Genomic DNA, 20,442 nt, shown 5'->3' on the forward strand with positions numbered 1-20,442 from the left:
GCGCTCCAGCATCTCGGCCGCGAGGTCGCGGCGGCGCCAGAACTCCGATCCGGTCGCGTAGAGCAGCGGCGTCATCACGTTCTCGCGGGCGGTCCGCCCCTCCAGCAGGTTGAACTGCTGGAAGATGAAGCCGATGCTGCCGCCGCGGATGCGCGCGCGGGCCCGCGAGGACAGGGTCTCGGTGGGAGCACCCTCGAGCAGCATCCGCCCCTCGGTCGGCTCGTCGATGAGTCCGAGGATGTTGAGCAGCGTCGACTTACCGGAACCGCTGCGCCCCACGACCGAGACGTGGTCGCCCTCGCCCACCTCGAGATCGACGCCGTCGAGGATCGTCAGCGGCGGTGCATCGGGCAGCGGGACGACCTTGCGGATCCCCTCGAGCCGGAGGATCGTCACGAGCAGAAGACCGAGCCGTCGGGCTGCGCGATGCAGTCGCCGCCCAGCTGGACGTCGGGAGCAGCCTCCTCCGCGCCCGGCACGAACTGCAGGAGCTCGGCGCCCTCCTCCACTCCGCCGGTGATCTCGACGGAGCTGCCGTCGGTGAGTCCCAGCGTCACCGGGACCTCCTCGGTGCTGCCGTCGTCCGCCCGGCGGAACACGACTCCGGACTGGGCGGTGCCCTCGACCGCGGTGGTCGGCACGACGAGGACGTCCTCCGCCTTGCCTCCCGCGAGCGTCACCGAGGCGGCGAGCCCGGGGAACACGGTGACCTCCGTCGGCACCTGGCAGGTGAAGCTCGTGCCGGAGCCGCCGGTGGAGGTTCCACCACCGCCGGCGTCCGTCGCTCCGCCGGTCGTGCCGCCCTCGCCGGCTCCGGCGAGAGGGGTGCTGATGGTGAGGTCGGTGCAGGTGAAGCCCGCGGGTCCGCCGGTGATCGCGACCTGCGCCTCCGTCGGCCGGTTCTGGATGCGGTAGAGCTGCTGCGCGTCGATCGTGCCGGTGACGGCGTAGCTCGGCGGCGCGACCTGTCCGGTCACCTCGCCGACCGTGACGGCCTGGTCGTGGATGACGCCGAGGGCGCTGAGGGTGCCGCCGGTCGCGGCGTAGACCCGCTCGAAGCGCACGGAGGGCTCCTGCTGGGTGAGGGTGACGGTGCCGTCCGGGCCGGTCGTCTCGACCGGGTCGCGCGGAGTCTCGACGCGGATGTCGTAGATGAGATCGCCCGACGCGACGGCCGCGCCCTGCTGCACGTAGACGTCGTCGACCGTTCCGGCCGCCGTCGCCTTCAGCGGCACGGCGGGGTCGGCGGCGACGGTGCCCTGGAGGGTGAGGTCGTTGGTGACCGTGCCGCGGGCGACCGTGACGGTCGGCTCGGTGATCTCACCGGTCGGCTGCGTCGGATCGGCCTCGGCCGCGCCGTCCGGGAAGAACGCGATCTTCACCAGGGCGATGCTCGCCGCTCCGATGATGACCATCCACACGATCGGGAACACCCAACGCCGAACCGCACCCATCAAGTCCCCCGACTCCGCTTCCAGGGCGCTCCGCCGTGGGGCGCCGGAGGCAGCCTATCCGGCGGGGAGGTCGCGTCATGGACCGTGGCGCGCCCGTCAGCCGGCGAGCGCCGCGACGATCGAGGCGACGCGGCGCGCCCTCGTCTCGGTGGCCTTCGCGCCCTCGACCGACGTGACGTGGGCCTTCCGCGCGCTGGGCGAGAGCGCGGCGAAGCGCTCCGCAGCGCCCGCCGAGGCCAGCGCGGACGCCAGGTCCTCCGGCACGACGACCTCGCGCGGCGCGGTGTCGAGCTCGATCACGACGTCGATCGCGTCACCGCCGGCGAGCTGCGTCTCGCGGCGCTTCTCGGCCGAGAACGGGATGAGCGCGCGTCCGCCCATCGCTCCGACCGTGCTGGTGAAGCGGTAGCCGTTCACCGTCACCGCGACGGCGGGACGCTTGCCGCCGCCGAGTGCCTCGAGGACCTCGGGCGGCACCTCGATGCCGGTGTTGTTGCCGATCTGGAAGAGCGTCGTGGTGAACTGCACGTCGCGATGATGGCACCGATTCCCGCGTGTCGCGCGGCCGATCGCTGTACTGACGCGGAGAGCCGTCGACTCGATCCTCGTCGACCTCCCGTTCACGGATCCGGAGCGCTCGAGGGCGTTCTCCACGGCGCTCGGCCGGACCCTGGATCCCCTTTTCAGCCCTGAATCCTCTGTTCAGCGACGACGCCGCCTGCTCCGTCGCCTCCGAGCACGTGTCCGCGATGCTCCTCCCGCACCCCTCCTTCTCGACCTCCAGGTCGAAGGAGATCATCGACGCGCGCTCCCAGGTGCAGGCCCTCTTCGCGGTGAGCGTCGGCAGCCGGAGGAGGTCGGCGAGGTGGACGGGAACGGGCCGGCCTCCGGCGGCGCCGAGCCGGTCGCGGTGCAGGACCTCGGCTCCATGCGGGCGCGCGGCCTCGAGGACCCTGACGGCCACGTCCGGGAGTCCCTGTACACCGATCCGGCCGCGGCCGAGGCCGGTCCGCCCCGGGAGTGAGGGTCGGCGCGCTCAGCAGGAGCGGGTGTCGGGGTCTCCGAGCGAGGAGCGCACGGCGTCGACCGTCATCCTGCCCTCGGGGTCGAGCCGGGCGAGCATGCGCGACATGATGTCGGCCAGCTGCGGGATCTGCTCGGCGTCGAGCGGATCGATGACGTCGGCCAGAACGGTCGCGACGTGACCGGGCGCCGTGTCGACGATCTTCTGGAGGCCGGCGTCGGTGAGCACCGCGTTCGTGGCGCGGCCGTCGGAGGCGCAGGGGCGGCGCTCGAGGTAGCCGCGGGCGACGAGGCGGGTCACCACGTGCGAGAGCCGGGGCAGGGTCGCGTTGGTGCGGGCGGCGAGCGTGGTCATCCGGAGGGCGCGGTCGGGCGCCTCGGACAGCATCGCCAGCGTCAGGTACTCGAAGTGCGTGAGCCCCGCGTCGCGCTGCAGCTGCGTGTCGAGGGCGCCCGGCAGCAGTTCCACGACCGCGATGAAGCGCAGCCAGGCGTCGAGCTGATCGGGCGTCAGCCAGCGTGTCTCGGGCGCACTCATCCCCCCACCCTACCCACTACTTGCCGCGACAAGTAAGTCCCTCCGCGCTTCGTCGAGCCGCGTCCCGGGGCTCCGTCGGGAGGCCGACCCGCGCCAGCCTGATCCCACCATCCCCGCAAGCACCGCCCCCGAGGCGAACCAGCGATCCGCGTACCAGCGGATCGCTGCAGCCGAACGCACCCCGCCCCTCAGAACGCAACCCGTCGAGAAGCCGACCGCGCCACGCCCGATCCACACCATCCCCGCGAGCACCGCCCCCGAGGCGAACCAGCGATCCGCGTACCAGCGGATCGCTGTAGCCGAACGCCCCCCGCCCCTCAGAACGCACCCCGTCGCGAAGCCGACCGCGCCACGCCCGTCAGGGACGGGCGTGGAATCGACTACAGCACGTCGTCGCTCAGATCGATCGGGTTGCCGAAGCGGTGGTTCGTGATCGAGATGGCCTGCTCGCGGAGGAAGGGCAGCAGTTCGACGCGGCCGGCGGGGGTGACCGGGTCGGCGTAGACGGCGGTGTCGAGGGCGCCGCCGAGGGCTTCGGCGAGGGCGGTCGCGAGGGGGACGCGGGATCCGTCGGCGCGGGTGAGCGGGACCGGCTTGCCTGTGCTGCCGCGGGTCATGCCGGCGACGACGTCGGTGAACGAGCCGGTCGAGTCGGACGATCGGCGGACGACGGCCTGCTGTCCGTGCGTCGGGCTGCCGGGGGCCTGCGGGCCCGCGTAACCGTCGACGCGGTCGGAGACGATGTCGCCGATGATGCGGATGCGCGGGGCCGTGATGCGGCCGGCCGCGGCGCGCTCGAGCCACTGGGCGTCGGTCTCGACGACGATGCGCGGGACGAGGCCCGCCATCTCGGCGAGCTCGTCGCCGCCGAGCATCTCCTGGACCCGCGGCGGGAGCGGGAGGGACGTGGAGATGTCCATCCGGGAGCGGGTCAGCAGGCCCGCGGCGATGACGCGGAGGAGCTCTCCGAGGTCGCCGCCGTCGGCCAGGCGCAGCGCGATCGGCACGCGGAGGTAGCGGAACAGGTTCCGCTCGACGCCGACCTTCGAGATGTCGGTGACGACGCCGAACTCGGTCGCCCAGGCGAGCTGGTCGGAGAGGGCGGAGCGGCGGAGCAGGTCGAACTGCTCGAACCGGAGCGAGGACTGGGCCGCCTCGATGAACTGACGCGCGCGGTCGTCGAGGCCGCGCAGGTGCAGCGTCGAGGAGGAGCGCGCGGGCGAGGGCTTCCAGGAGCCGAGGCCGATGAGATGGTTGGGCCCGCCCGCCTTCGCGCCGCCGCCGACGGACGAGCGCTTCCAGCCGCCGAAGGGCTGGCGCCGGACGATCGCTCCGGTGATGCCCCGGTTGACGTAGAGGTTGCCCGCCTCGACCGAGTCGATCCAGAGGGCGAGCTCGTCGGCGTGCAGGGAGTGGAGCCCGGCCGTGAGCCCGTACTCGGTGCCGTTCTGCATCCGGACGGCGTCCTCGAGGGTCGCCGCGTGCATGATCCCGAGCACCGGGCCGAAGAACTCGGTGAGGTGGACGTAGCTGTCCTCGGTGACGCCCTCGCGGATCCCGGGCGACCAGAGCGTGCCGCTCTCGTCGAGGCGCTGCGGCTCGACGAGCCACGACTCGCCTCCGCCCAGCGTGGTGAGCGCGTGCAGGAGCTTGCCGGTGGGCTCCTCGATGAGCGGCCCCATCACCGCCGACGGATCGTCGGGCCGGCCGACGCGGAGCGACGTGACGGCGTCGACCAGCTGGGCGCGGAAGCGCTTGGAGCGGGCGACCGACCCGACCAGGATCACCAGGGAGGCGGCGGAGCACTTCTGGCCGGCGTGCCCGAAGGCGCTGCGGACGATGTCGGCGACGGCGAGGTCGTAGTCGGCGTGGGGAGTGACGATGATCGCGTTCTTGCCGCTGGTCTCGGCCTGCAGTGCGAGGCCGGGCCGCCAGGAGCGGAAGAGGCGGGCGGTCTCGTAGGAGCCGGTGAGCAGCACGCGGTCCACGAGGGGGTCGGTGATCAGCGCCCGTCCCAGATCCTCCTCGTCGAGGTCGACCAGGGCGAGGAGCTCCTGCGGGACGCCCGCGTCCCAGAGCGCCTCGACGAGCACAGCCGCCGAGCGGCGGGCCTGGGGCGCCGGCTTCACCACGACTCCGGAGCCGGCGGCGAGCGCCGCGAGGATCGATCCGGCCGGGATGGCGACCGGGAAGTTCCACGGCGGAGCGACGACGGTGACCCGCGCGGGGACGAAGGTGGCCCCGGTGACGGCGTCGAGCTCGCGGGCGCGGGTGGCGTAGTAGTGGGCGAAGTCGATGGCCTCGGAGACCTCGGGGTCGGCCTCGGCGATCGTCTTGCCGGTCTCGGAGGCCATCACCTCGATCAGGCGGTCGCGGTTCGCCGCGAGGACGAGGCCGGCGCGGTCGAGCACCGCCGCTCGGTCGTAGCCCAGGCGCTCGCCCCAGCGCTCCGCGCGGCGGGACACCGTGCGCAGCACCTCCTGGAGCTCCGCCTCGGTGCTCACGCGCGCGGCGTCGGCCGTGCCCGCTCCGATGGTCGAGCCGGCGATGCGCTCGGTGATGAGGCGCGCCCAGCGGCGGTTGCCGGGGAGGGCGGGGTCGGTGTCGGGCTCGTTGTGGAAGCCCGCGGTCGCGGCGGCGGCGCCGGAGCCGCGGCTGAGGCCGAGGACGGCCTGCGTCAGGCCCGCGGCGGCAGGGTCCTGCGCCCGCTCGCCGGCGCGGGCGTGCTCCTGCACGAGGCGGCGGCCGGAGCCGGAGGACCACTCCCGCAGGCGGTCCTGCGTGCGGTTCGGCGGCGGGACGGAGTCGTCGAGGGCCTCGAGCGAGGCGCGGAAGCGGCCGAGCTCCCGCTGCAGCACCTCCTCGTCGTCGAGGCGGAACGCGGCCGAGAGGAAGTTCTCGGGGCTGCTGTTCTCCTCGAGCCGGCGGATGAGGTACGAGATCGCCACGTCGAACTCGTGGGGGTGCACGACGGGCGTGTAGAGGAGGAGGCGTCCCACGTCCTCGCGGACGGCGCGCGCCTGCCCGGTCGCCATCCCGAGCAGCATCTCGATCTCGACCGCGCCGGTCACCCCGCGCTCGGTCGCCGTGAGCCACGCCCAGGCGAGGTCGAAGAGGTTGTGCCCGGCGACGCCCACGCGCACCGCGTCGACGCGCTCCGGCCGCAGCGCCCGGTCGAGCAGGCGCTTGTAGTTCGTGTCGGCCTCCACCTTGCTGCCGACGGTCGCGAGCGGCCAGTCGTGCAGGGCCGCGTCGACCCGCTCCATCGCGAGGTTCGCGCCCTTCACGACGCGCACCTTGATCGGGGCTCCGCCGCGGGCCCGGCGCTCCTGCGCCCACTCGGTCAGCTCGTCGAGCACGCGGACGGAGTCGGGCAGGTAGGCCTGCAGGACGATGCCCGCCTCGAGGTCGAGCATGCCCGGCTGCTCGAGGAGGCGCCGGAACACGGCGACCGTCAGGTCGAGGTCGCGGTACTCCTCCATGTCGAGGTTGATGAAGGTGGGGTCGGCGCCGGACGCGGCGGCCTGGTAGAGCGGGGTGAGTCGCTCCACGACGCGGTCGACCTCCTCCTCGAAGGCCCACATCGACAGCTGGCTGACGACGCTCGAGACCTTGACGCTGACGTAGTCGACATCCGGCCGCTCGAGCAGGCGGAGGGTCCCCTCGAGGCGCCGGCGGGCCTCGCGCTCGCCGAGCACGGCCTCGCCGAGGAGGTTGAGGTTGAGCCGGTCGCCGCCCTCGCGCAGCGCGGCGACGGCCGCGCCGAGACGGGCCTCCGAGGCGTCGACCACGAGGTGCCCGACGAGGCGGCGGAGGATCCGGCGGGCCGCGGGCACGACCACCCAGGGCAGCACGGGGCCGACGGCGCCGCCGGTGCTGATCGCGGCGCGCAGGTAGGAGGGGAGGAAGGCGGGCGTCTTCGCGGTGAGCGCCGCGAGGTTCTCGGCCGCGACCGAGAGGTCCTCGGGCCGGGCGACGCCGTCGACGAACCCGACGGTGAAGTCGAGTCCGTTCGGGTCCTGGAGCACGCCCGCGAGCCGCTGGGCGGCGGGCTCGACCGGGAACTCGCCGCTGCGCGCGATCCAGCGGCGGACCAGGGACTCGACGCGCTCGATCATCGGGCGGTCGTCGACCTCGGGCTCGGCGGGGGCGGGCGCGGCGAGCTCCGACTCCGACGCGGCGTCGGGCCCGCGCACGACCTCGTCCTGAGCGTCGCGCACGACCTCGTCCTCGTCCTGGATCTCGGACTCGCGCACGGCCTCGTCCTCAGCGTCGGACTCCTGCGCGTCCCGAGGCTCGGGCACGTCCTCGGATGCGGACTCCGGCGCCGGCTCGACCTCGGCCCCGCTCCCGGAGTCGCGGGCCTCACCTACCTCGACCTCGTCGTCCGACTTCGTGCCGCCCTCCGGCGTCCGACCACCGACCGTCGCGGCGACCCCGCTCCGCACGGCCGCGTCGTCGGGCTCGCGCTCCGGGTCGCTGCCGGGCACACCTGGGGTCGTCGACTGCTGCATCCTCCGAGGCTAAGCCCGACCCGCCGCCCGGACGCGGCGTGACGCGGTGGTCGCGCCGACTCGCCCGCGAGCCGCCCCTGTGGAGGAGCGGATCAGTGCCGGCGGTGGTCCTGAATGGTCATCCGCGGGCCGTGCCGCGGCTTCCGCGCTCCGCTGCAGCCGATCAGCCGGATGACCCGCTGCCGGTGCCCGCGCCACGGCTCGAGGAGCTCGAGCATGCCGTCGTCGTCGACCCCGAGCCGGCCCGTGAGCGCGAAGCCGACGGCCGCGGCCAGGTGGTAGTCGCCCACGCTGACCGCGTCCGGATCGCCGTGGGCGCGCATCATCACCTCGGACGCCGTCCACGGCCCGATCCCCGGCACCGACTGCAGCCGGCGGGCGACCTCGTCGCCGCCCCGCCCGAGCGCGAGGGTCCGCTCGAGGCCGGAGGCGACGAGCGCGGCGGTGAGGACGGTCCGCGAGCGCCGCGGATCCACTCCCGCGCGGTGCCAGTCCCACGAGGGCACGCGCCGCCACTGCTGCGCGCTCGGAGCCACGTGCAGAGCGACCGGCCCCGGGGCGGGCTCCCCGTGGAGGCGCACCAGCACCCGGTAGGCGCGCCACGCCTCCGTGCTCGTGACCTTCTGCTCGAGGACCGACGGCGCGAGCATCTCGAACACCAGGTTCGCGCGCGTGAGGCGCAGGCCCGACGAGCGGCGGAGCACCTCGGCGAGCGGCGCGTGGGCCGACAGGTCGAGCCCGCTCCAGTCGTCACCGTGGCCGAGGAGCTCGGGGACCGCGTCGATCAGCCACTCCGCTCCCCCGCCCCAGGCGCGCGCGTGGACCCCGCCGTCCGCCGCCTGCCGCAGATGCAGCGTGCCCGGGCCGAGCGGCGTGCGGAACGCCCGCCAGAAGCCGGACGCGTCGAGGAGCATGGTCGGGTCGCCCGAGCCCCGCAGCAGCGTGCGGAGGGTGAGCGCGAGGCTCACCGGCTCCGACGGCGCGTAGACCGTCGCCCAGGAGGGCTCGGGAGCGGGGACGGGGATCGACACGCAGTGATGCTAACCGGCGGCTCCGACACCGGATCGGACGCTCCTCCGCAGAACCCCCATCCACGACGTGTTCGGAGCGACACGCCCGGCGGATTGGTTCAGACGGCGTGAACACATGCGCGGATCCGATCGCCCGTTTCCACTGGTCAGCAGGTCGATCCCGGGCGTAGCTTCGCGCTGTCGCGGCGGCGCTCCAGCCGCCCGGCACCCGCCTATCACTGGAGATGCGCACATGTTCGACACGACCTTCATCCGCAACGCGATCGTCAAGAGCTCTGAGACCGCTCTCGACCGTCGCCGCTTCTTCGAGGCCACCGGCGTCGCCGGCCTCGGCATCGGAGCCGCGGCCCTCGCCGCGCCCACCGCCTCCGCCGAGGAGGTCGCTGCCAGCGGCCCCAGCGACGCCTCGATCCTCAACTTCGCCCTCAACCTCGAGTACCTCGAGGCCGAGTTCTACCTCCGCGCCGTCTACGGCACCGGCCTCGGCGGCTCGGACGTGACCGGCAAGGGCACGCCCGGCGGCGTCATCGGCGGCCGCCCCGTCGACTTCAAGACCCCGTGGCTGAAGAGCTTCGCCACCGAGGTCGCGAACGACGAGAAGGCCCACGTGAAGTTCCTGCGGGCCGCGCTGGGCACCGCGAAGGTGGCCCGCCCGGCGATCAACCTGAAGGACAGCTTCAACTCCGCCGCCGTTGCGGCGGGGCTGATCAAGGCCGGTCAGTCGTTCGACCCGTTCGCGAGCGAGTCGAACTTCCTGCTCGGCGCCTTCGTCTTCGAGGACGTGGGAGTGACCGCCTACAAGGGCGCCGCCCCGCTCATCCAGTCGAAGACCTACCTCGACGCGGCCGCCGGCATCCTCGCGGTGGAGGCGTACCACGCGGGCGCGATCCGCTCGGCGATCTACGCCGCCGACCTGTCCGACTCGGCGAACAAGCTCTCCGACGCTCGCGACAGCCTCGACGGCAAGACCGACCTCGACCAGGGCGTCAAGGTCAACGGCGAGGCGAACATCGTCCCGACCGACGGCAGCTCCATCGCATTCAGCCGCACCCCGGGCCAGGTCCTCAACATCGTGTACCTGAACCCCGCGGCCGGGACGCGCACCGGCGGATTCTTCCCCCGGGGCGTCAACGGCGAGCTCGTCACGACCTAGTCCCACCAGCACCGAGCACGACGACGGGCCCTTCCTCGAGGCGGCGAGGAGGGGCCCGTCGTCGTCCGCGTGCACATCCGTTCACCGGGTCCTCTAACCTGAGCGGGTGAAGATCGGGATCCTGACCTCCGGTGGCGACTGCCCCGGCCTCAACGCCGTCATCCGCGGTGCCGTCTACAAGGGCATCAAGGTCTACGACCAGGAGTTCGTGGGCTTCCGGAACGGCTGGCGCGGAGTGGTCGACGGCGACCTCCTGCCGCTGGGCCGCCCCGAGATCCAGGGCATCGCCAAGCAGGGCGGCACGATCATCGGCACCAGCCGGACGAACCCCTTCGAGGGCGAGAACGGCGGCCCCGAGAAGATCGCCGAGATGATGGACCGCAACGGCATCGACTCGATCATCGCGATCGGCGGCGAGGGCACCCTGGCCGCGGCCAAGCGCCTCACGGACGCGGGCCTCAAGATCGTCGGCGTCCCGAAGACCATCGACAACGACCTCGGCGCCACCGACTACACCTTCGGCTTCGACACCGCCGTCGGCATCGCGACCGACGCGATGGACCGCCTCCGCACCACCGGCGACTCGCACGGCCGCTGCATGGTCGCCGAGGTCATGGGCCGCCACGTCGGCTGGATCGCCCTGCACTCCGGCATGGCCGCGGGCGCCCACGTCATCCTCATCCCGGAGAAGCGCACCTCCCTCGACCAGATCGTCGAGTGGGTGCAGAGCGCGCAGGACCGCGGGCGCGCACCGCTCGTCGTGGTCGCCGAGGGCTTCTCGCTCGACACGATGGACGACGCCCACTCCGAGCGCGGCCTCGACGCCTTCGGCCGGCCCCGCCTCGGCGGCATCGGCGAGCTGCTGGCCCCGCTCATCGAGGAGCGCACCGGCATCGAGACCCGCGCCACGACGCTCGGCCACATCCAGCGCGGAGGCACGCCCACCGCGTTCGACCGCGTCCTCGCGACCCGCCTGGGCATGGCCGCCATCGACTCCGTCGTCGCCGAGCACTGGGGCCGCATGGTCGCCCTGCGCGGCACCGACATCTACCACGTGGACTTCGCCGAGGCGCTCGGCACCCTCAAGACGGTCCCGGACGCCCGCTACGAGGAGGCGCGCACCCTCTTCGGGTAGCGCGCGCTCCCCGCGGAGCGGGTCAGCCCTTCGCGCCGTCCGGCGTCGCCGTGGCGACGATCTGCGCCCGCGCGAGGGTGTGGAAGTGCGCGTTGAAGCCGAGGATCGCCGGCGTCGACTCCGGGTCGAGGTCGAGCGACTCGACGTCGAGGGCGTGCACCACGAAGAAGTAGCGGTGCTCGCGGTCCGGCGGCGCCGCTCCGACGAACTGGCGCAGCCGCATCTCGTTGGGCAGCGTCTGCGCGCCCGCCGGGAGCAGCTCGAAGCCGGCGGCTCCGGCTCCCGTCGGGAGCTCCGTGGTGTCGGCCGGGAGGTTGTAGACGGCCCAGTGCCAGAAGCCGGAGCCGGTGGGCGCGTCGGGGTCGAACACCGTCACGGCGAAGCTCTTCGTCTCGGCGGGGGCTCCCGACCAGCGCAGGTGCGGCGAGACGTCCTCGCCGCCGGAGCCCTCGCCGTAGTGGCGGGCGGACAGGGGCGCACCGTCGGCGATGTCGTCGCTCTCGATCGCGAAGGTCGGCACCTCGCCGAGGCGGGCGTAGGGGTCGTAGGTCCAGTCGGACATCCGGTTTCTCCGTTCGGGAAGGGCGGGCGGGGGCCCGCGCCCTCAGCCTAGGAACCCGGCGGTGCGCGCCGAAGGGCTTGCGGAGGGGGTCAGGACCCGAGATAGCGCCCGGGCCTGTGGTTGAACGCCAGGACCAGGTTGAGCACCACCACTCCTGCCGCCGAGATCAGCACGTTCAGCGGAGGCACCACCAGCAGCGCGGCCGCGACCACGCACGCGTCGAGCGCCATCATCACGTAGCCCGCCCGCCAGCCGAGCCGCTCCTGCGCGATCAGGGCGACGATGCTGAATCCGCCCAGGCTCGACCCGTGCCGGAAGAGGATCAGGAGGCCGATCCCCGCGAGCACGTCGCCCGTGAGGACGCCGTAGACGGGCTCGATCCGCAGCTCGCCGAACGCCAGCGGGTGCAGGCCCGCCAGGACCGAGACCAGCACGATCGAGAACATGGTCCGCAGCGTGAAGCGCCAGCCCTTCTTCCACAGCGAGAGGGCGAGGAACGGCACGTTGACCGTGACGAGGATCACGCCGAACGGGATGTCGAGCGGGTACCCCAGCAGCAGTGCGAGACCCGCGGTGCCGCCCGTGACCGCCTGGCTCGCGCGCAGCAGGTAGAGGCCGAGCGACACGACGAACGCACCGGTGACGAGACCGAAGACGTCCTCGAGGCGGGAGTGCGGCACGGGGGCGGAGGCGTCGGGCACCCGACGATGCTGCCACACGCCGCGACCAGGTCCGGACGTCCTCGTAGGATGTGCCGGTGCTGCCGAAGATCCTGCTGTTCTACCGCTTCGTGCCGCTGGCCGACCCCGAGTCCGTGCGGCTGTGGCAGCGCGAGCTCTGCGAGTCGCTGGGCCTGCGCGGGCGCCTGCTGATCTCGGAGCACGGGGTGAACGGCACGCTGGGCGGCGGGATGGACGCCCTGAAGCGCTACGTCCGCCGCACCCGCGAGCACTCGGCCTTCCGCGGGCTCGAGGTGAAGTGGAGCGACGGCTCCGGGCTCGACGACGCTGGCCGCAGCCTCGACTTCCCCGGTCTCTCGGTGAAGGTGCGCGACGAGATCGTCTCGTTCGGCGCGCCCGACGAGCTGCGGGTCGACGCCGACGGGGTGGTCGGGACGGCGCCGCGGCTCGACCCGGACCAGCTGGACGCCCTCGTCGCCGAGCGCGACGACGTGGTGCTCTTCGACGGCCGCAACGCCTTCGAAGCCGAGATCGGCCGGTTCGAGGGGGCGATCGTGCCGGGAGTCTCCAGCACCCGCGAGTTCGTCGAGCAGCTCGACGCCGGCGTCTACGACCACCTCAAGGGCCGGCCCGTGGTCACGTACTGCACCGGCGGCATCCGCTGCGAGGTGCTGTCGAGCCTGATGACGGCGCGCGGCTTCGGCGAGGTGTACCAGCTCGACGGCGGCGTCGTCCGCTACGCCGAGGCGCGGCGCGACCGCGGACTGTGGAAGGGGGCCCTGTACGTCTTCGACGGCCGCGGCTCCGTCTCCTTCTCCCCCGACGCCGAGGTGCTCGGCCGCTGCACCTCGTGCGCCGCGCCGACCAGCCGGATGCGCAACTGCACCGACCTCTCCTGCCGCGCCCAGCTCGTGGTCTGCGCCGACTGCGATGCGGCGGCCTGCGCCGCGCACGCGGGCCCTACGCTCGTGCCATGAGCATCGAAGCGCGCGGGCGCATTCTCGTCGACCTCCACACCGCCCCCGAGCTGCTGCAGGTGGTGAACGTCTGGGACGTGATCAGCGCGACCACTGTCGCCGCGCTCCCGGACACCCGGGCGCTCGCGACCGCCAGCCACTCCATCGCCGCGGCGTTCGGCTACGAGGACGGCGAGCGGATCCCGCTGGAGCTGCACCTGGGCATGATCGAGCGCATCGTCGCCGCCGTCGAGGTCCCGGTCTCGGCCGACCTCGAGGCGGGCTACGGCGACGCGGGCGAGACGATCCGTCGCGCCATCGGGATCGGCGTCGTGGGCGCGAACCTCGAGGACCAGGCGAAGCCGCTCCCGGAGGCGCTGCGAGCGGTCGAGAAGGCCGTCGCCGCGGCCGAGGAGGAGGCGGTGCCCTTCGCGCTCAACGCCCGCACGGACGTGTTCCTCCGCGCCGGCGACCGCGACCGCGGCGAGGTCCTGGCAAACGCGATCGAGCGCGGTCGCGCGTACCTCGACGCCGGCGCCACCTGCTTCTTCGTCCCCGGGCTGCTCCAGGACGCCGAGCTGGAGTCCCTTGTCGCCACCCTCGGGCGGCAGCGCGTCAGCGTCATCGGCGTCCCCGGATCGCAGTCCCCCGCCCGCTTCGAGGAGCTCGGGCTGGCCCGCGTCTCCTACGGTCCGTGGACGCAGCGCGTCGCCCTGACGGCGCTCCAGGACGCGGCCTCCGCCCTCTACTCCGGCGGATCGCTCCCCGAGGGCACCCGGCCCCTGAACTGACCGCCCGGCCGCGGGCCCGCGGGCGTAGCGTGGGCCCATGTACCGAGCCATCGTCGTCGAGCGGCACTCCGACTCCGACACCGACACCCCCAACCGAGCCCGCCTCCTCGAGCGCGACGACCCCGACCGCTCGCACGGCGACGTGTCGATCGCCGTCGAGTACTCGAGCGTCAACTACAAGGACGCCCTGGCGCTGGCGGGGCGGCCCGGGATCGTGCGCCGCACCCCGCTCGTCGCCGGCATCGACCTGGTCGGCACCGTGGAGTACGCGGACGGCGAGGCGGGCGAGCGCTTCGACTCCGGCGACCGGGTGGTGCTCAACGGCGCCGGCCTCGGCGAGCGCCACGACGGCGGGCTCGCCGAGCGGGCCCGTGTCGACTCCGCGTCGCTGCTCCGGCTGCCCGGCGCGATCTCGGCGGCACGGGCTGGAGCGATCGGCACCGCGGGCTTCACGGCGATGCTGGCCGTGCTGGCGCTCGAGCGGCACGGCGTGCGGCCGGGCAGCGGTCCCGTCCTGGTGACGGGGGCCTCGGGAGGCGTGGGGTCGCTCGCCGTCGCGCTCCTGGCTCGCCTGGGCCACGAGGTCGTCGCCTCGACGGGCCGGCTCGGCGAGCACGGCGCTCTGCTCCAGCGCCTCGGCGCCTCCGACGTCATCGACCGCGCCGAGCTGCAGGAGGGCGGGAAGCCGCTGCAGTCCGAGCGCTGGGCGGGAGCGGTGGACTCCGCCGGCTCGCACACGCTCGCGAACGCCCTCGCGCAGACGCGGTGGGGCGGCACCGTGGCGGCGTGCGGTCTCGCGCAGGGGCCGGACCTGCCGGTGAGCGTGATGCCGTTCATCCTGCGCGGAGTGACGCTGGCCGGCATCAACTCGGTGGAGGCGCCGCGCAAGCTCCGCGAGGAGGCCTGGCGCCGCCTCGCCCACGACCTCGACCTGGAGCTGCTCGACGAGCTGACGACGACGGTGCCGCTCGACGGGGCGGTCGACGCGGCCGAGGACGTGCTCGCCGGCCGCTCGCACGGTCGGACGCTGGTGGACGTCCGCGCCTGAGGGCACGGCGTCGGCGGAGGGCGTCCACCCGCCTCGAGCGTGGAGGACGGGGCGCCTCGGCCGGCGCTGTGTGGCTGCTGCTCGTGCGGCGGTGCGCTACTCCGCGGCCTCGGTGGCGCCGCTCGGCTCGGCCGACGCGTGACCGACGGAGGAGTCGGGGCGCGCGGCGCGGGGTTTCGCCGGCGTCCGGGGCTTCGGCGCGGGCTTCGCGGCCGGAGCCGTCTTCGCGGGGGCGGGCTCGGCGGGCTTCGATCCCGCGGACTTCGGCTCGGCGGGCTTCGGCTCCGCGGGCTTAGCCGGGCCTGCGGAGTCGATCGGCTCGGAGCCGATGACGTCCACGGGCGCGGGACCCCCGGACCCGGCCGGCGTGCTCGCGGCGGTCCGAGCACTCGTCTTCGGAGCGGCCTTCGGCGTCGCCTTCGAGCTCTTCGGAGCGGCCCCCGCTGCTGACTCCGTCGGAGCCGCGACGTCCTCCCCGGCGCCGTCCGCCTCCGGAGCCGCGGCCGCCGCGGTCGCCGCGGTCCCGCCGCTCGCCGCCTCCCGGCCCTCGACCACCGTCGCCGGACCCGCCGCCTCCGCGGCCACGGCCGCGGCCTCCGCCGCCTTCGCCTTCTTCTTCGCGCGCTTCTCCGCGGCGGCCGCCTGGGCCCGCTCCGCCTGCTCGGCGACCTCGGGGACGATCACGAGGTCGTCGGTCTCGATCACGGGGATCGCCGCGGTCGTCGTCCCCAGCTGGAGGGCCGCGATCAGCTCGGGAGCGTGCTTGGTGCTCACGATCAGGCGGGAGTAGTCCTCGTCGACCAGGTCGATCACGACGGCCGAGGCGGTGCGCTTGATCAGCAGGAAGTCCTTGCCGCCGTGGAACTTCCACGTGCCGGCTGCGAGCGTGAGCGGCACCGCGGTGCCCGGCGCGCGGATGCCCCGGACCCAGATCCAGGGGTCCTCGGTGACCGTCGCCGAGCGGATGCTCGACCGGTCGACGACGACGTCGCTGCGGTGGAACGCGAGCAGTCGCTCGGCCGCGGTGAGGCGGAGTTCGAGGCGGTCGGGGAGCACGGTCACGACGGGCATGCCTCTAGTCTGCCCCGCCGCCCGCCGCCGGGTCAGCGCCGGATCGCACAACGATGCCCCGCCGCTCGCGTGGGTGGCAGCATGGTCGGATGCCGATGGATCCGGACGAGGCGCGCCTCCTCGACGCGCTGCTGGCCGAGCGGCAGGCCGAGACGCGCGACGAGGCGGCCCGGCTCGAGGCCTCGCTGGCCGAGCTCCTGCGCGACCGTGCCGACGGCACCGCCGATGACGAGCACGACCCGGAGGGCACGCCGCTCTCGGCCGAGTGGTCGCGGATGGCCGGAGTCCGCGACGCTCTCGCCCGCACGGCGCGCGAGCTCGACGCCGCTCGCGCCCGCCTCGGCACCGGCGGCTACGGGGACTGCGCCTCGTGCGGCCGCCCGATCGGGGCCGCCCGCCTCGCCGCCCGGCCCACGGCCGAGCTCTGCATCGACTGCGCCCGTCTGGCGGAGTCGCGCATCCGCTGACACCCCGCGAGGCGAGCCTGCGGCGAACCCTCCGCCTGAAGGCCCCCACAGATCCCGGCGTGCGGAAACCCGGTTTCTCCTGCGAGCATTCACATCCGGTCGCGTCCCTCGAACAGGTCTGACGGACCACCCCTCCCCCCTCTGCTCGAAAGGCACTCCTGCGATGACCGAGACGTCGACCGCCCGATCGACCGGCGCCCCTCCCGCCCCCGACAAGCGCGCCTGGCGCTCGCTGATCGTCCTGCTCGCGGGCATGTTCATCGCCCTGCTCGACACGACCATCGTGAACGTGGCGCTGCCCACCATCCGCACCACGCTCGACGCCTCCGAGTCGACGCTCTCCTGGATCATCTCCGGCTACGCCCTCGCGTTCGGCCTCGCCCTGATCCCCGCCGGCCGCCTCGGCGACCGCTTCGGGCACAAGTGGGTCTTCGTCAGCGGCATCGCCCTCTTCACCGTCGCCAGCTTCGCGTGCGGACTGGCCGCGGACGACACCCAGCTCGTCATCGCCCGCATCGTGCAGGGCCTGGCGGGCGGCGTCTTCGTCCCGGCGGTCAACGCCTACATCCAGCTCCTCTTCCGCGGTCCCTCGCGCGGCAAGGCCTTCGCGGTGATGGGCGCGGTCCTCGGCGTCTCGTCGGCGCTCGGCCCGATCATCGGCGGCCTGATCATCCAGGCCTTCGGCGACGAGAACGGCTGGCGCCTGGTCTTCTGGGTGAACCTGCCCATCGGCGTCGCGACCCTGATCGCCGCCGCGGTCCTCCTCCCCGCCCGCCGCGACCTCGAGGCCGGCGACCGCGCCCCGAGCGGAGGCGTCGACTGGCTCGGCCTCGTGCTCGTCTCCGGCGGCCTGGTCGCCCTGCTCGTCCCGCTCATCCAGGGCGAGGACGAGGGCTGGCCGCTGTGGACCTTCCTCTCGATCGCCGGCGGAGTCCTGCTCCTCGCCGCGTTCGGCGCCTGGGAGGTCCTCCACGTCCGCCGCGGCCGCGCTCCCCTGGTGCCGCCGTCGCTGTTCCGCCACCCGGCCTTCACCGGAGGCGTGATCCTCGCGCTGGTCTACTTCGCGGCCTTCACGAGCATCTTCTTCACCATCTCGCTGCTCTGGCAGTCGGGCCTCGGCCACACCGCGCTCGAGTCGGGACTGGTGTCGATCCCCTTCGCGATCGGCAGCATCATCAGCTCCTCGCAGAGCAACCGGATGACCGCGCGCCTGGGGCGCAACGTCCTGGTGATGGGCAGCGGGCTCCTCGCCGTCGGGCTCGGCTGGGTCTGGCTGGTGCTGCTGACCGCGACCCCGGACTCGATCAGCAACTGGCAGCTCCTGCCGCCGCTGCTGATCGCGGGCCTCGGCAACGGCTTCTTCATCGCCCCGAACGTGCAGTTCATCGTCTCGACCGTCGACCCGCAGGACGCGGGTGCGGCGAGCGGCGTGATCTCGGCGATCCAGCGCATCGGCTCGGCCGTGGGCATCGCGGTCATCGGCAGCGTGCTGTTCGGGAGCCTCGTCATCACGGGTCCGGACACGGTCGCCTCGGGCTTCCTCGACGCCGCGGCTCCCGCGATGCTCCTCAGCACCCTGATGGCGGTCGCCGCCTTCGCGCTGGTGTTCGTGCTGCCGAGGTCGGTCTCGCGCCGGGGCTGAGGGCCCCTGCCCGGTCGCCGCACGCCGGCGGCCGGGCGCGCGGGACGTCCGCCGCTCCAGTGCGGCGGGCGCCTCCCGCCTGATCCGCGGGTGGCCCAGGAGCCTACGCCCGAGCGGCCGCCGCGGCCTTCGCCGCCGCCGGCAGCGCGTCCACGATGCGCCCGATCGCCGCGTCGTCGTGCGCGGCCGAGACGAACCAGGCCTCGAACACCGACGGCGGCAGCGAGACGCCCGCGTCGAGCATCGCGTGGAAGAACGCCGGGTATCGGAACGACTCCTGCGCCTGGACCTCGGCGTAGTCGCGCACCGGCCGGCCCAGGTCCGTGAACATGAAGCTGAAGAGGCTGCCGGCCGTCTGCACCGTGTGCGCGACGCCCTCGACCGTCAGCGCCGCCGACACCTCGCGCTGGAGGGTCAGCGCCGTGGCGTCCAGCGAGGCGTAGACCGCGTCGTCGGCCAGCTGCAGCGTCCGGATGCCCGCGGCCACCGCGACCGGGTTCCCGGAGAGGGTGCCCGCCTGGTACACCGGCCCGAGCGGCGCCAGATGATCCATGACGTCCGCACGGCCGCCGAGAGCCGCGACCGGCATCCCTCCGCCGATGACCTTGCCGAAGGTGTAGAGGTCGGCCCGGTACGGAGCCTCGGCGCCGCGGTTCTCGAGCCCCCACCAGCCGCCGGCGCTCACGCGGAAGCCGGTCAGCACCTCGTCCATGATCAGCAGCGAGCCGTTCGCGTGCACGAGCTCGGCGAGGGCCGCGTTGAAGCCCGGGTCCGGAGCGACGACGCCCATGTTGGCGGCCGCGGCCTCGGTGATGACCGCCGCGATGTCGGCGCCGCGCTCGGCCAGGACCGTGCGCACCGCCTCGAGGTCGTTGTACGGCAGCACGATCGTCTGGGCCGCGGTCGCGGCCGTGACGCCGGCGGAGGCGGGCAGCGAGAGGGTCGCGAGACCGGAGCCGGCATCGGCGAGCAGCCCGTCGGAGTGGCCGTGGTAGTGGCCGGAGAACTTGATCAGCAGGTCGCGGCCGGTGACGCCGCGGGCGAGGCGGATCGCCGTCATCGTCGCCTCGGTGCCGGTGGAGACCAGGCGGAGCTTCTCGATCGGCGAGACTCCCCCGGCCGTGATCCGCGCCTCGACCAGCTCGGCGAGGTCGGTCTCGGCGGGAGTGGACGCGCCGAACGAGAGACCGCGGGCGGCCGCCTCCTGCACCGCCGCGACGACCTCGGGGTGCGCGTGCCCGAGGACGGCAGGGCCCCAGGAGCAGACGAGGTCGACGTACTCGCGCCCGTCCGCGTCCGTGATGTACGGGCCGGCGGCCGAGACCATGAAGCGCGGGGTCCCGCCGACCGAGCGGAACGCTCTGACGGGCGAGTTGACGCCTCCGGGGATCGCGTGCCGGGCACGCTCGTACAGGGTGTCGTTCGCCGAGGTGGTCACCCCTCCAGGGTACGCGCGCCGCCCGGCGCCCTCGCGCCGGAGGAGCGCTTTCTGACGAGATGCCGAGGCTCGCTCCCGGGAGGAGGAGCGGCTACTTCAGCAGGTCGCGAGCGATCTCGACGGCCCAGTACGTGAGAACCGCGTCGGCCCCCGCGCGGAGGATCCCCGTGACCGACTCCAGGATCGCGGGCTCGCGCGAGATCCAGCCGTTCGCGGCGGCGGCCTCGATCATCGCGTACTCCCCCGACACCTGGTACGCCCAGACCGGCACGTCCGAGACGGAGGCGACGTCCGAGAGCACGTCGAGGTAGCTCATGGCCGGCTTCACCATCACCACGTCGGCGCCCTCGGCGAGGTCGAGGGTCGCCTCGCGCAGGCCCTCGCGGCGGTTCGCCGGGTCCTGCTGGTAGGTGCGGCGATCGCCCTCGAGCGTGGACTGCACGGCCTCGCGGAACGGACCGTAGAAGCTGGAGGCGTACTTCGCCGAGTACGCGAGGATCGCGGTGTCCAGGTGCCCGGCACCGTCGAGAGCGGCGCGGATCGCTCCGACCTGGCCGTCCATCATCCCCGAGAGCCCGAGCAGGTGGGAGCCGGCCTCGGCCTGGGCGAGCGCCATCTCCTCGTAGCGGAGGAGCGTGGCGTCGTTGTCGACGCGCCCGCGGTCGTCGAGGACGCCGCAGTGGCCGTGGTCGGTGAACTCGTCCAGGCACAGGTCGGTCTGCACGACCAGCGCGTCGCCGACCTCCCCCACGACGACCCGCGTCGCGGCGTTGAGCACGCCGTCGGGGTCGGTCGCACCGGAGCCGACCGCGTCGCGCGTGGTGGGCACGCCGAACAGCATCACCCCGCCGATCCCCGCCTCGGCCGCCTCCGTCACCGCTCCGCGGACGCTGTCCAGCGAGTGGTGCATGACCCCCGGCATCGACCCGATCGGCCGGG

Annotated in this window: 19 protein-coding genes; 8 read left to right on the forward strand and 11 right to left on the reverse strand. The window is 73.6% G+C overall.

What is annotated here, in order from left to right; translation table 11 throughout:
- From C5C27_RS11370 to C5C27_RS11380, 3 genes are all read right to left on the reverse strand, one after another.
- On the reverse strand, positions 1–396 hold a 396-nt coding region (locus C5C27_RS11370), incomplete at its 3' end, for an ATP-binding cassette domain-containing protein (protein ID WP_146079669.1).
- Positions 393–1,415, reverse strand: a complete 1,023-nt coding sequence (locus C5C27_RS11375) for an efflux RND transporter periplasmic adaptor subunit (protein ID WP_146079670.1) — start codon at positions 1,413–1,415, stop codon at positions 393–395. The genes C5C27_RS11375 and C5C27_RS11370, both read right to left, overlap by 4 nt.
- Positions 1,416–1,550: 135 nt before the next feature.
- A complete protein-coding gene (locus tag C5C27_RS11380; RefSeq protein ID WP_104314415.1) occupies positions 1,551–1,982 on the reverse strand; it encodes a YdeI/OmpD-associated family protein in 432 nt (143 codons plus the stop codon).
- Between the two features lie 337 nt (positions 1,983–2,319).
- Here C5C27_RS11380 and C5C27_RS18060 point away from each other — a divergent pair, with 337 nt between their 5' ends.
- Positions 2,320–2,478, forward strand: coding sequence for a hypothetical protein (locus C5C27_RS18060; protein ID WP_181133514.1), 159 nt, complete (start codon positions 2,320–2,322; stop codon positions 2,476–2,478).
- A gap of 12 nt (positions 2,479–2,490) precedes the next feature.
- On the opposite strand, the gene C5C27_RS11385 is transcribed toward C5C27_RS18060, so the two are convergent.
- The 3 genes from C5C27_RS11385 to C5C27_RS11395 form a co-directional block, all read right to left on the reverse strand.
- Positions 2,491–3,015, reverse strand: a complete 525-nt coding sequence (locus C5C27_RS11385; protein ID WP_104233099.1) for a MarR family winged helix-turn-helix transcriptional regulator — start codon at positions 3,013–3,015, stop codon at positions 2,491–2,493.
- A gap of 380 nt (positions 3,016–3,395) precedes the next feature.
- Positions 3,396–7,133, reverse strand: coding sequence for a proline dehydrogenase family protein (locus tag C5C27_RS11390; RefSeq protein WP_104314420.1), 3,738 nt, complete (start codon positions 7,131–7,133; stop codon positions 3,396–3,398).
- A gap of 488 nt (positions 7,134–7,621) precedes the next feature.
- The gene (locus C5C27_RS11395) at positions 7,622–8,560 is read right to left on the reverse strand and encodes a DNA-3-methyladenine glycosylase (protein WP_258066668.1); all 939 of its coding nucleotides are present in this window, start codon (positions 8,558–8,560) and stop codon (positions 7,622–7,624) included.
- A gap of 232 nt (positions 8,561–8,792) precedes the next feature.
- On the opposite strand from C5C27_RS11395, the gene C5C27_RS11400 reads away from it, so the two are divergent.
- Together C5C27_RS11400 and C5C27_RS11405 are read left to right on the forward strand one after the other, a co-directional pair.
- A complete protein-coding gene (locus tag C5C27_RS11400) occupies positions 8,793–9,713 on the forward strand; it encodes a ferritin-like domain-containing protein (RefSeq protein ID WP_104237633.1) in 921 nt (306 codons plus the stop codon).
- A 106-nt stretch (positions 9,714–9,819) separates the two neighbouring features.
- Positions 9,820–10,848, forward strand: a complete 1,029-nt coding sequence (locus C5C27_RS11405; protein ID WP_104237632.1) for a 6-phosphofructokinase — start codon at positions 9,820–9,822, stop codon at positions 10,846–10,848.
- Between the two features lie 22 nt (positions 10,849–10,870).
- On the opposite strand, the gene C5C27_RS11410 is transcribed toward C5C27_RS11405, so the two are convergent.
- Both C5C27_RS11410 and C5C27_RS11415 read right to left on the reverse strand, forming a co-directional pair.
- The gene (locus C5C27_RS11410) at positions 10,871–11,410 is read right to left on the reverse strand and encodes a YbhB/YbcL family Raf kinase inhibitor-like protein (protein ID WP_104314416.1); all 540 of its coding nucleotides are present in this window, start codon (positions 11,408–11,410) and stop codon (positions 10,871–10,873) included.
- An 89-nt stretch (positions 11,411–11,499) separates the two neighbouring features.
- Positions 11,500–12,111: a YitT family protein gene (locus C5C27_RS11415; RefSeq protein WP_244230588.1), complete on the reverse strand. Its 612-nt coding sequence runs from the start codon at positions 12,109–12,111 to the stop codon at positions 11,500–11,502.
- A gap of 56 nt (positions 12,112–12,167) precedes the next feature.
- Here C5C27_RS11415 and C5C27_RS11420 point away from each other — a divergent pair, with 56 nt between their 5' ends.
- Genes C5C27_RS11420 through C5C27_RS11430 form a run of 3 tightly spaced genes read left to right on the forward strand, consistent with a single transcriptional unit; the run spans position 12,168 to position 14,885 of the window.
- On the forward strand, positions 12,168–13,067 hold the full coding sequence (locus tag C5C27_RS11420; protein WP_104237631.1) for a rhodanese-related sulfurtransferase: 900 nt from the start codon (positions 12,168–12,170) through the stop codon (positions 13,065–13,067).
- Positions 13,064–13,837 carry an isocitrate lyase/phosphoenolpyruvate mutase family protein gene (locus tag C5C27_RS11425; protein WP_104314417.1) on the forward strand — a complete coding sequence of 258 codons (774 nt, stop codon included), beginning with the start codon at positions 13,064–13,066 and terminating at the stop codon, positions 13,835–13,837. The genes C5C27_RS11420 and C5C27_RS11425 overlap by 4 nt, the downstream gene beginning before the upstream one ends.
- 37 nt (positions 13,838–13,874) lie before the next feature.
- Complete coding sequence (locus C5C27_RS11430) at positions 13,875–14,885, forward strand: MDR family oxidoreductase (protein WP_104237629.1); 1,011 nt, start codon at positions 13,875–13,877, stop codon at positions 14,883–14,885.
- Between the two features lie 96 nt (positions 14,886–14,981).
- Here the strand turns inward: C5C27_RS11430 and C5C27_RS18565 are convergent, their stop codons facing one another.
- Positions 14,982–15,956: a hypothetical protein gene (locus tag C5C27_RS18565; protein ID WP_258066670.1), complete on the reverse strand. Its 975-nt coding sequence runs from the start codon at positions 15,954–15,956 to the stop codon at positions 14,982–14,984.
- 89 nt (positions 15,957–16,045) lie between these two features.
- Here C5C27_RS18565 and C5C27_RS11440 point away from each other — a divergent pair, with 89 nt between their 5' ends.
- Together C5C27_RS11440 and C5C27_RS11445 are read left to right on the forward strand one after the other, a co-directional pair.
- A complete protein-coding gene (locus C5C27_RS11440; RefSeq protein WP_258060010.1) occupies positions 16,046–16,423 on the forward strand; it encodes a TraR/DksA family transcriptional regulator in 378 nt (125 codons plus the stop codon).
- A 163-nt stretch (positions 16,424–16,586) separates the two neighbouring features.
- Positions 16,587–18,065, forward strand: a complete 1,479-nt coding sequence (locus tag C5C27_RS11445; protein ID WP_104314418.1) for an MFS transporter — start codon at positions 16,587–16,589, stop codon at positions 18,063–18,065.
- A gap of 103 nt (positions 18,066–18,168) precedes the next feature.
- Here the strand turns inward: C5C27_RS11445 and hemL are convergent, their stop codons facing one another.
- Both hemL and hemB read right to left on the reverse strand, forming a co-directional pair.
- Entirely contained in the window at positions 18,169–19,503 is a 1,335-nt protein-coding gene (hemL, locus tag C5C27_RS11450; protein WP_104314419.1) for a glutamate-1-semialdehyde 2,1-aminomutase, read from the reverse strand.
- A 91-nt stretch (positions 19,504–19,594) separates the two neighbouring features.
- Positions 19,595–20,442: porphobilinogen synthase (gene hemB / locus C5C27_RS11455; RefSeq protein WP_104314422.1), on the reverse strand; the 848-nt coding region annotated here is incomplete at its 5' end.

Origin of the sequence: Rathayibacter sp. AY2B7 (assembly GCF_002931635.1) — a bacterium.
GTDB lineage: Bacteria > Actinomycetota > Actinomycetes > Actinomycetales > Microbacteriaceae > Rathayibacter.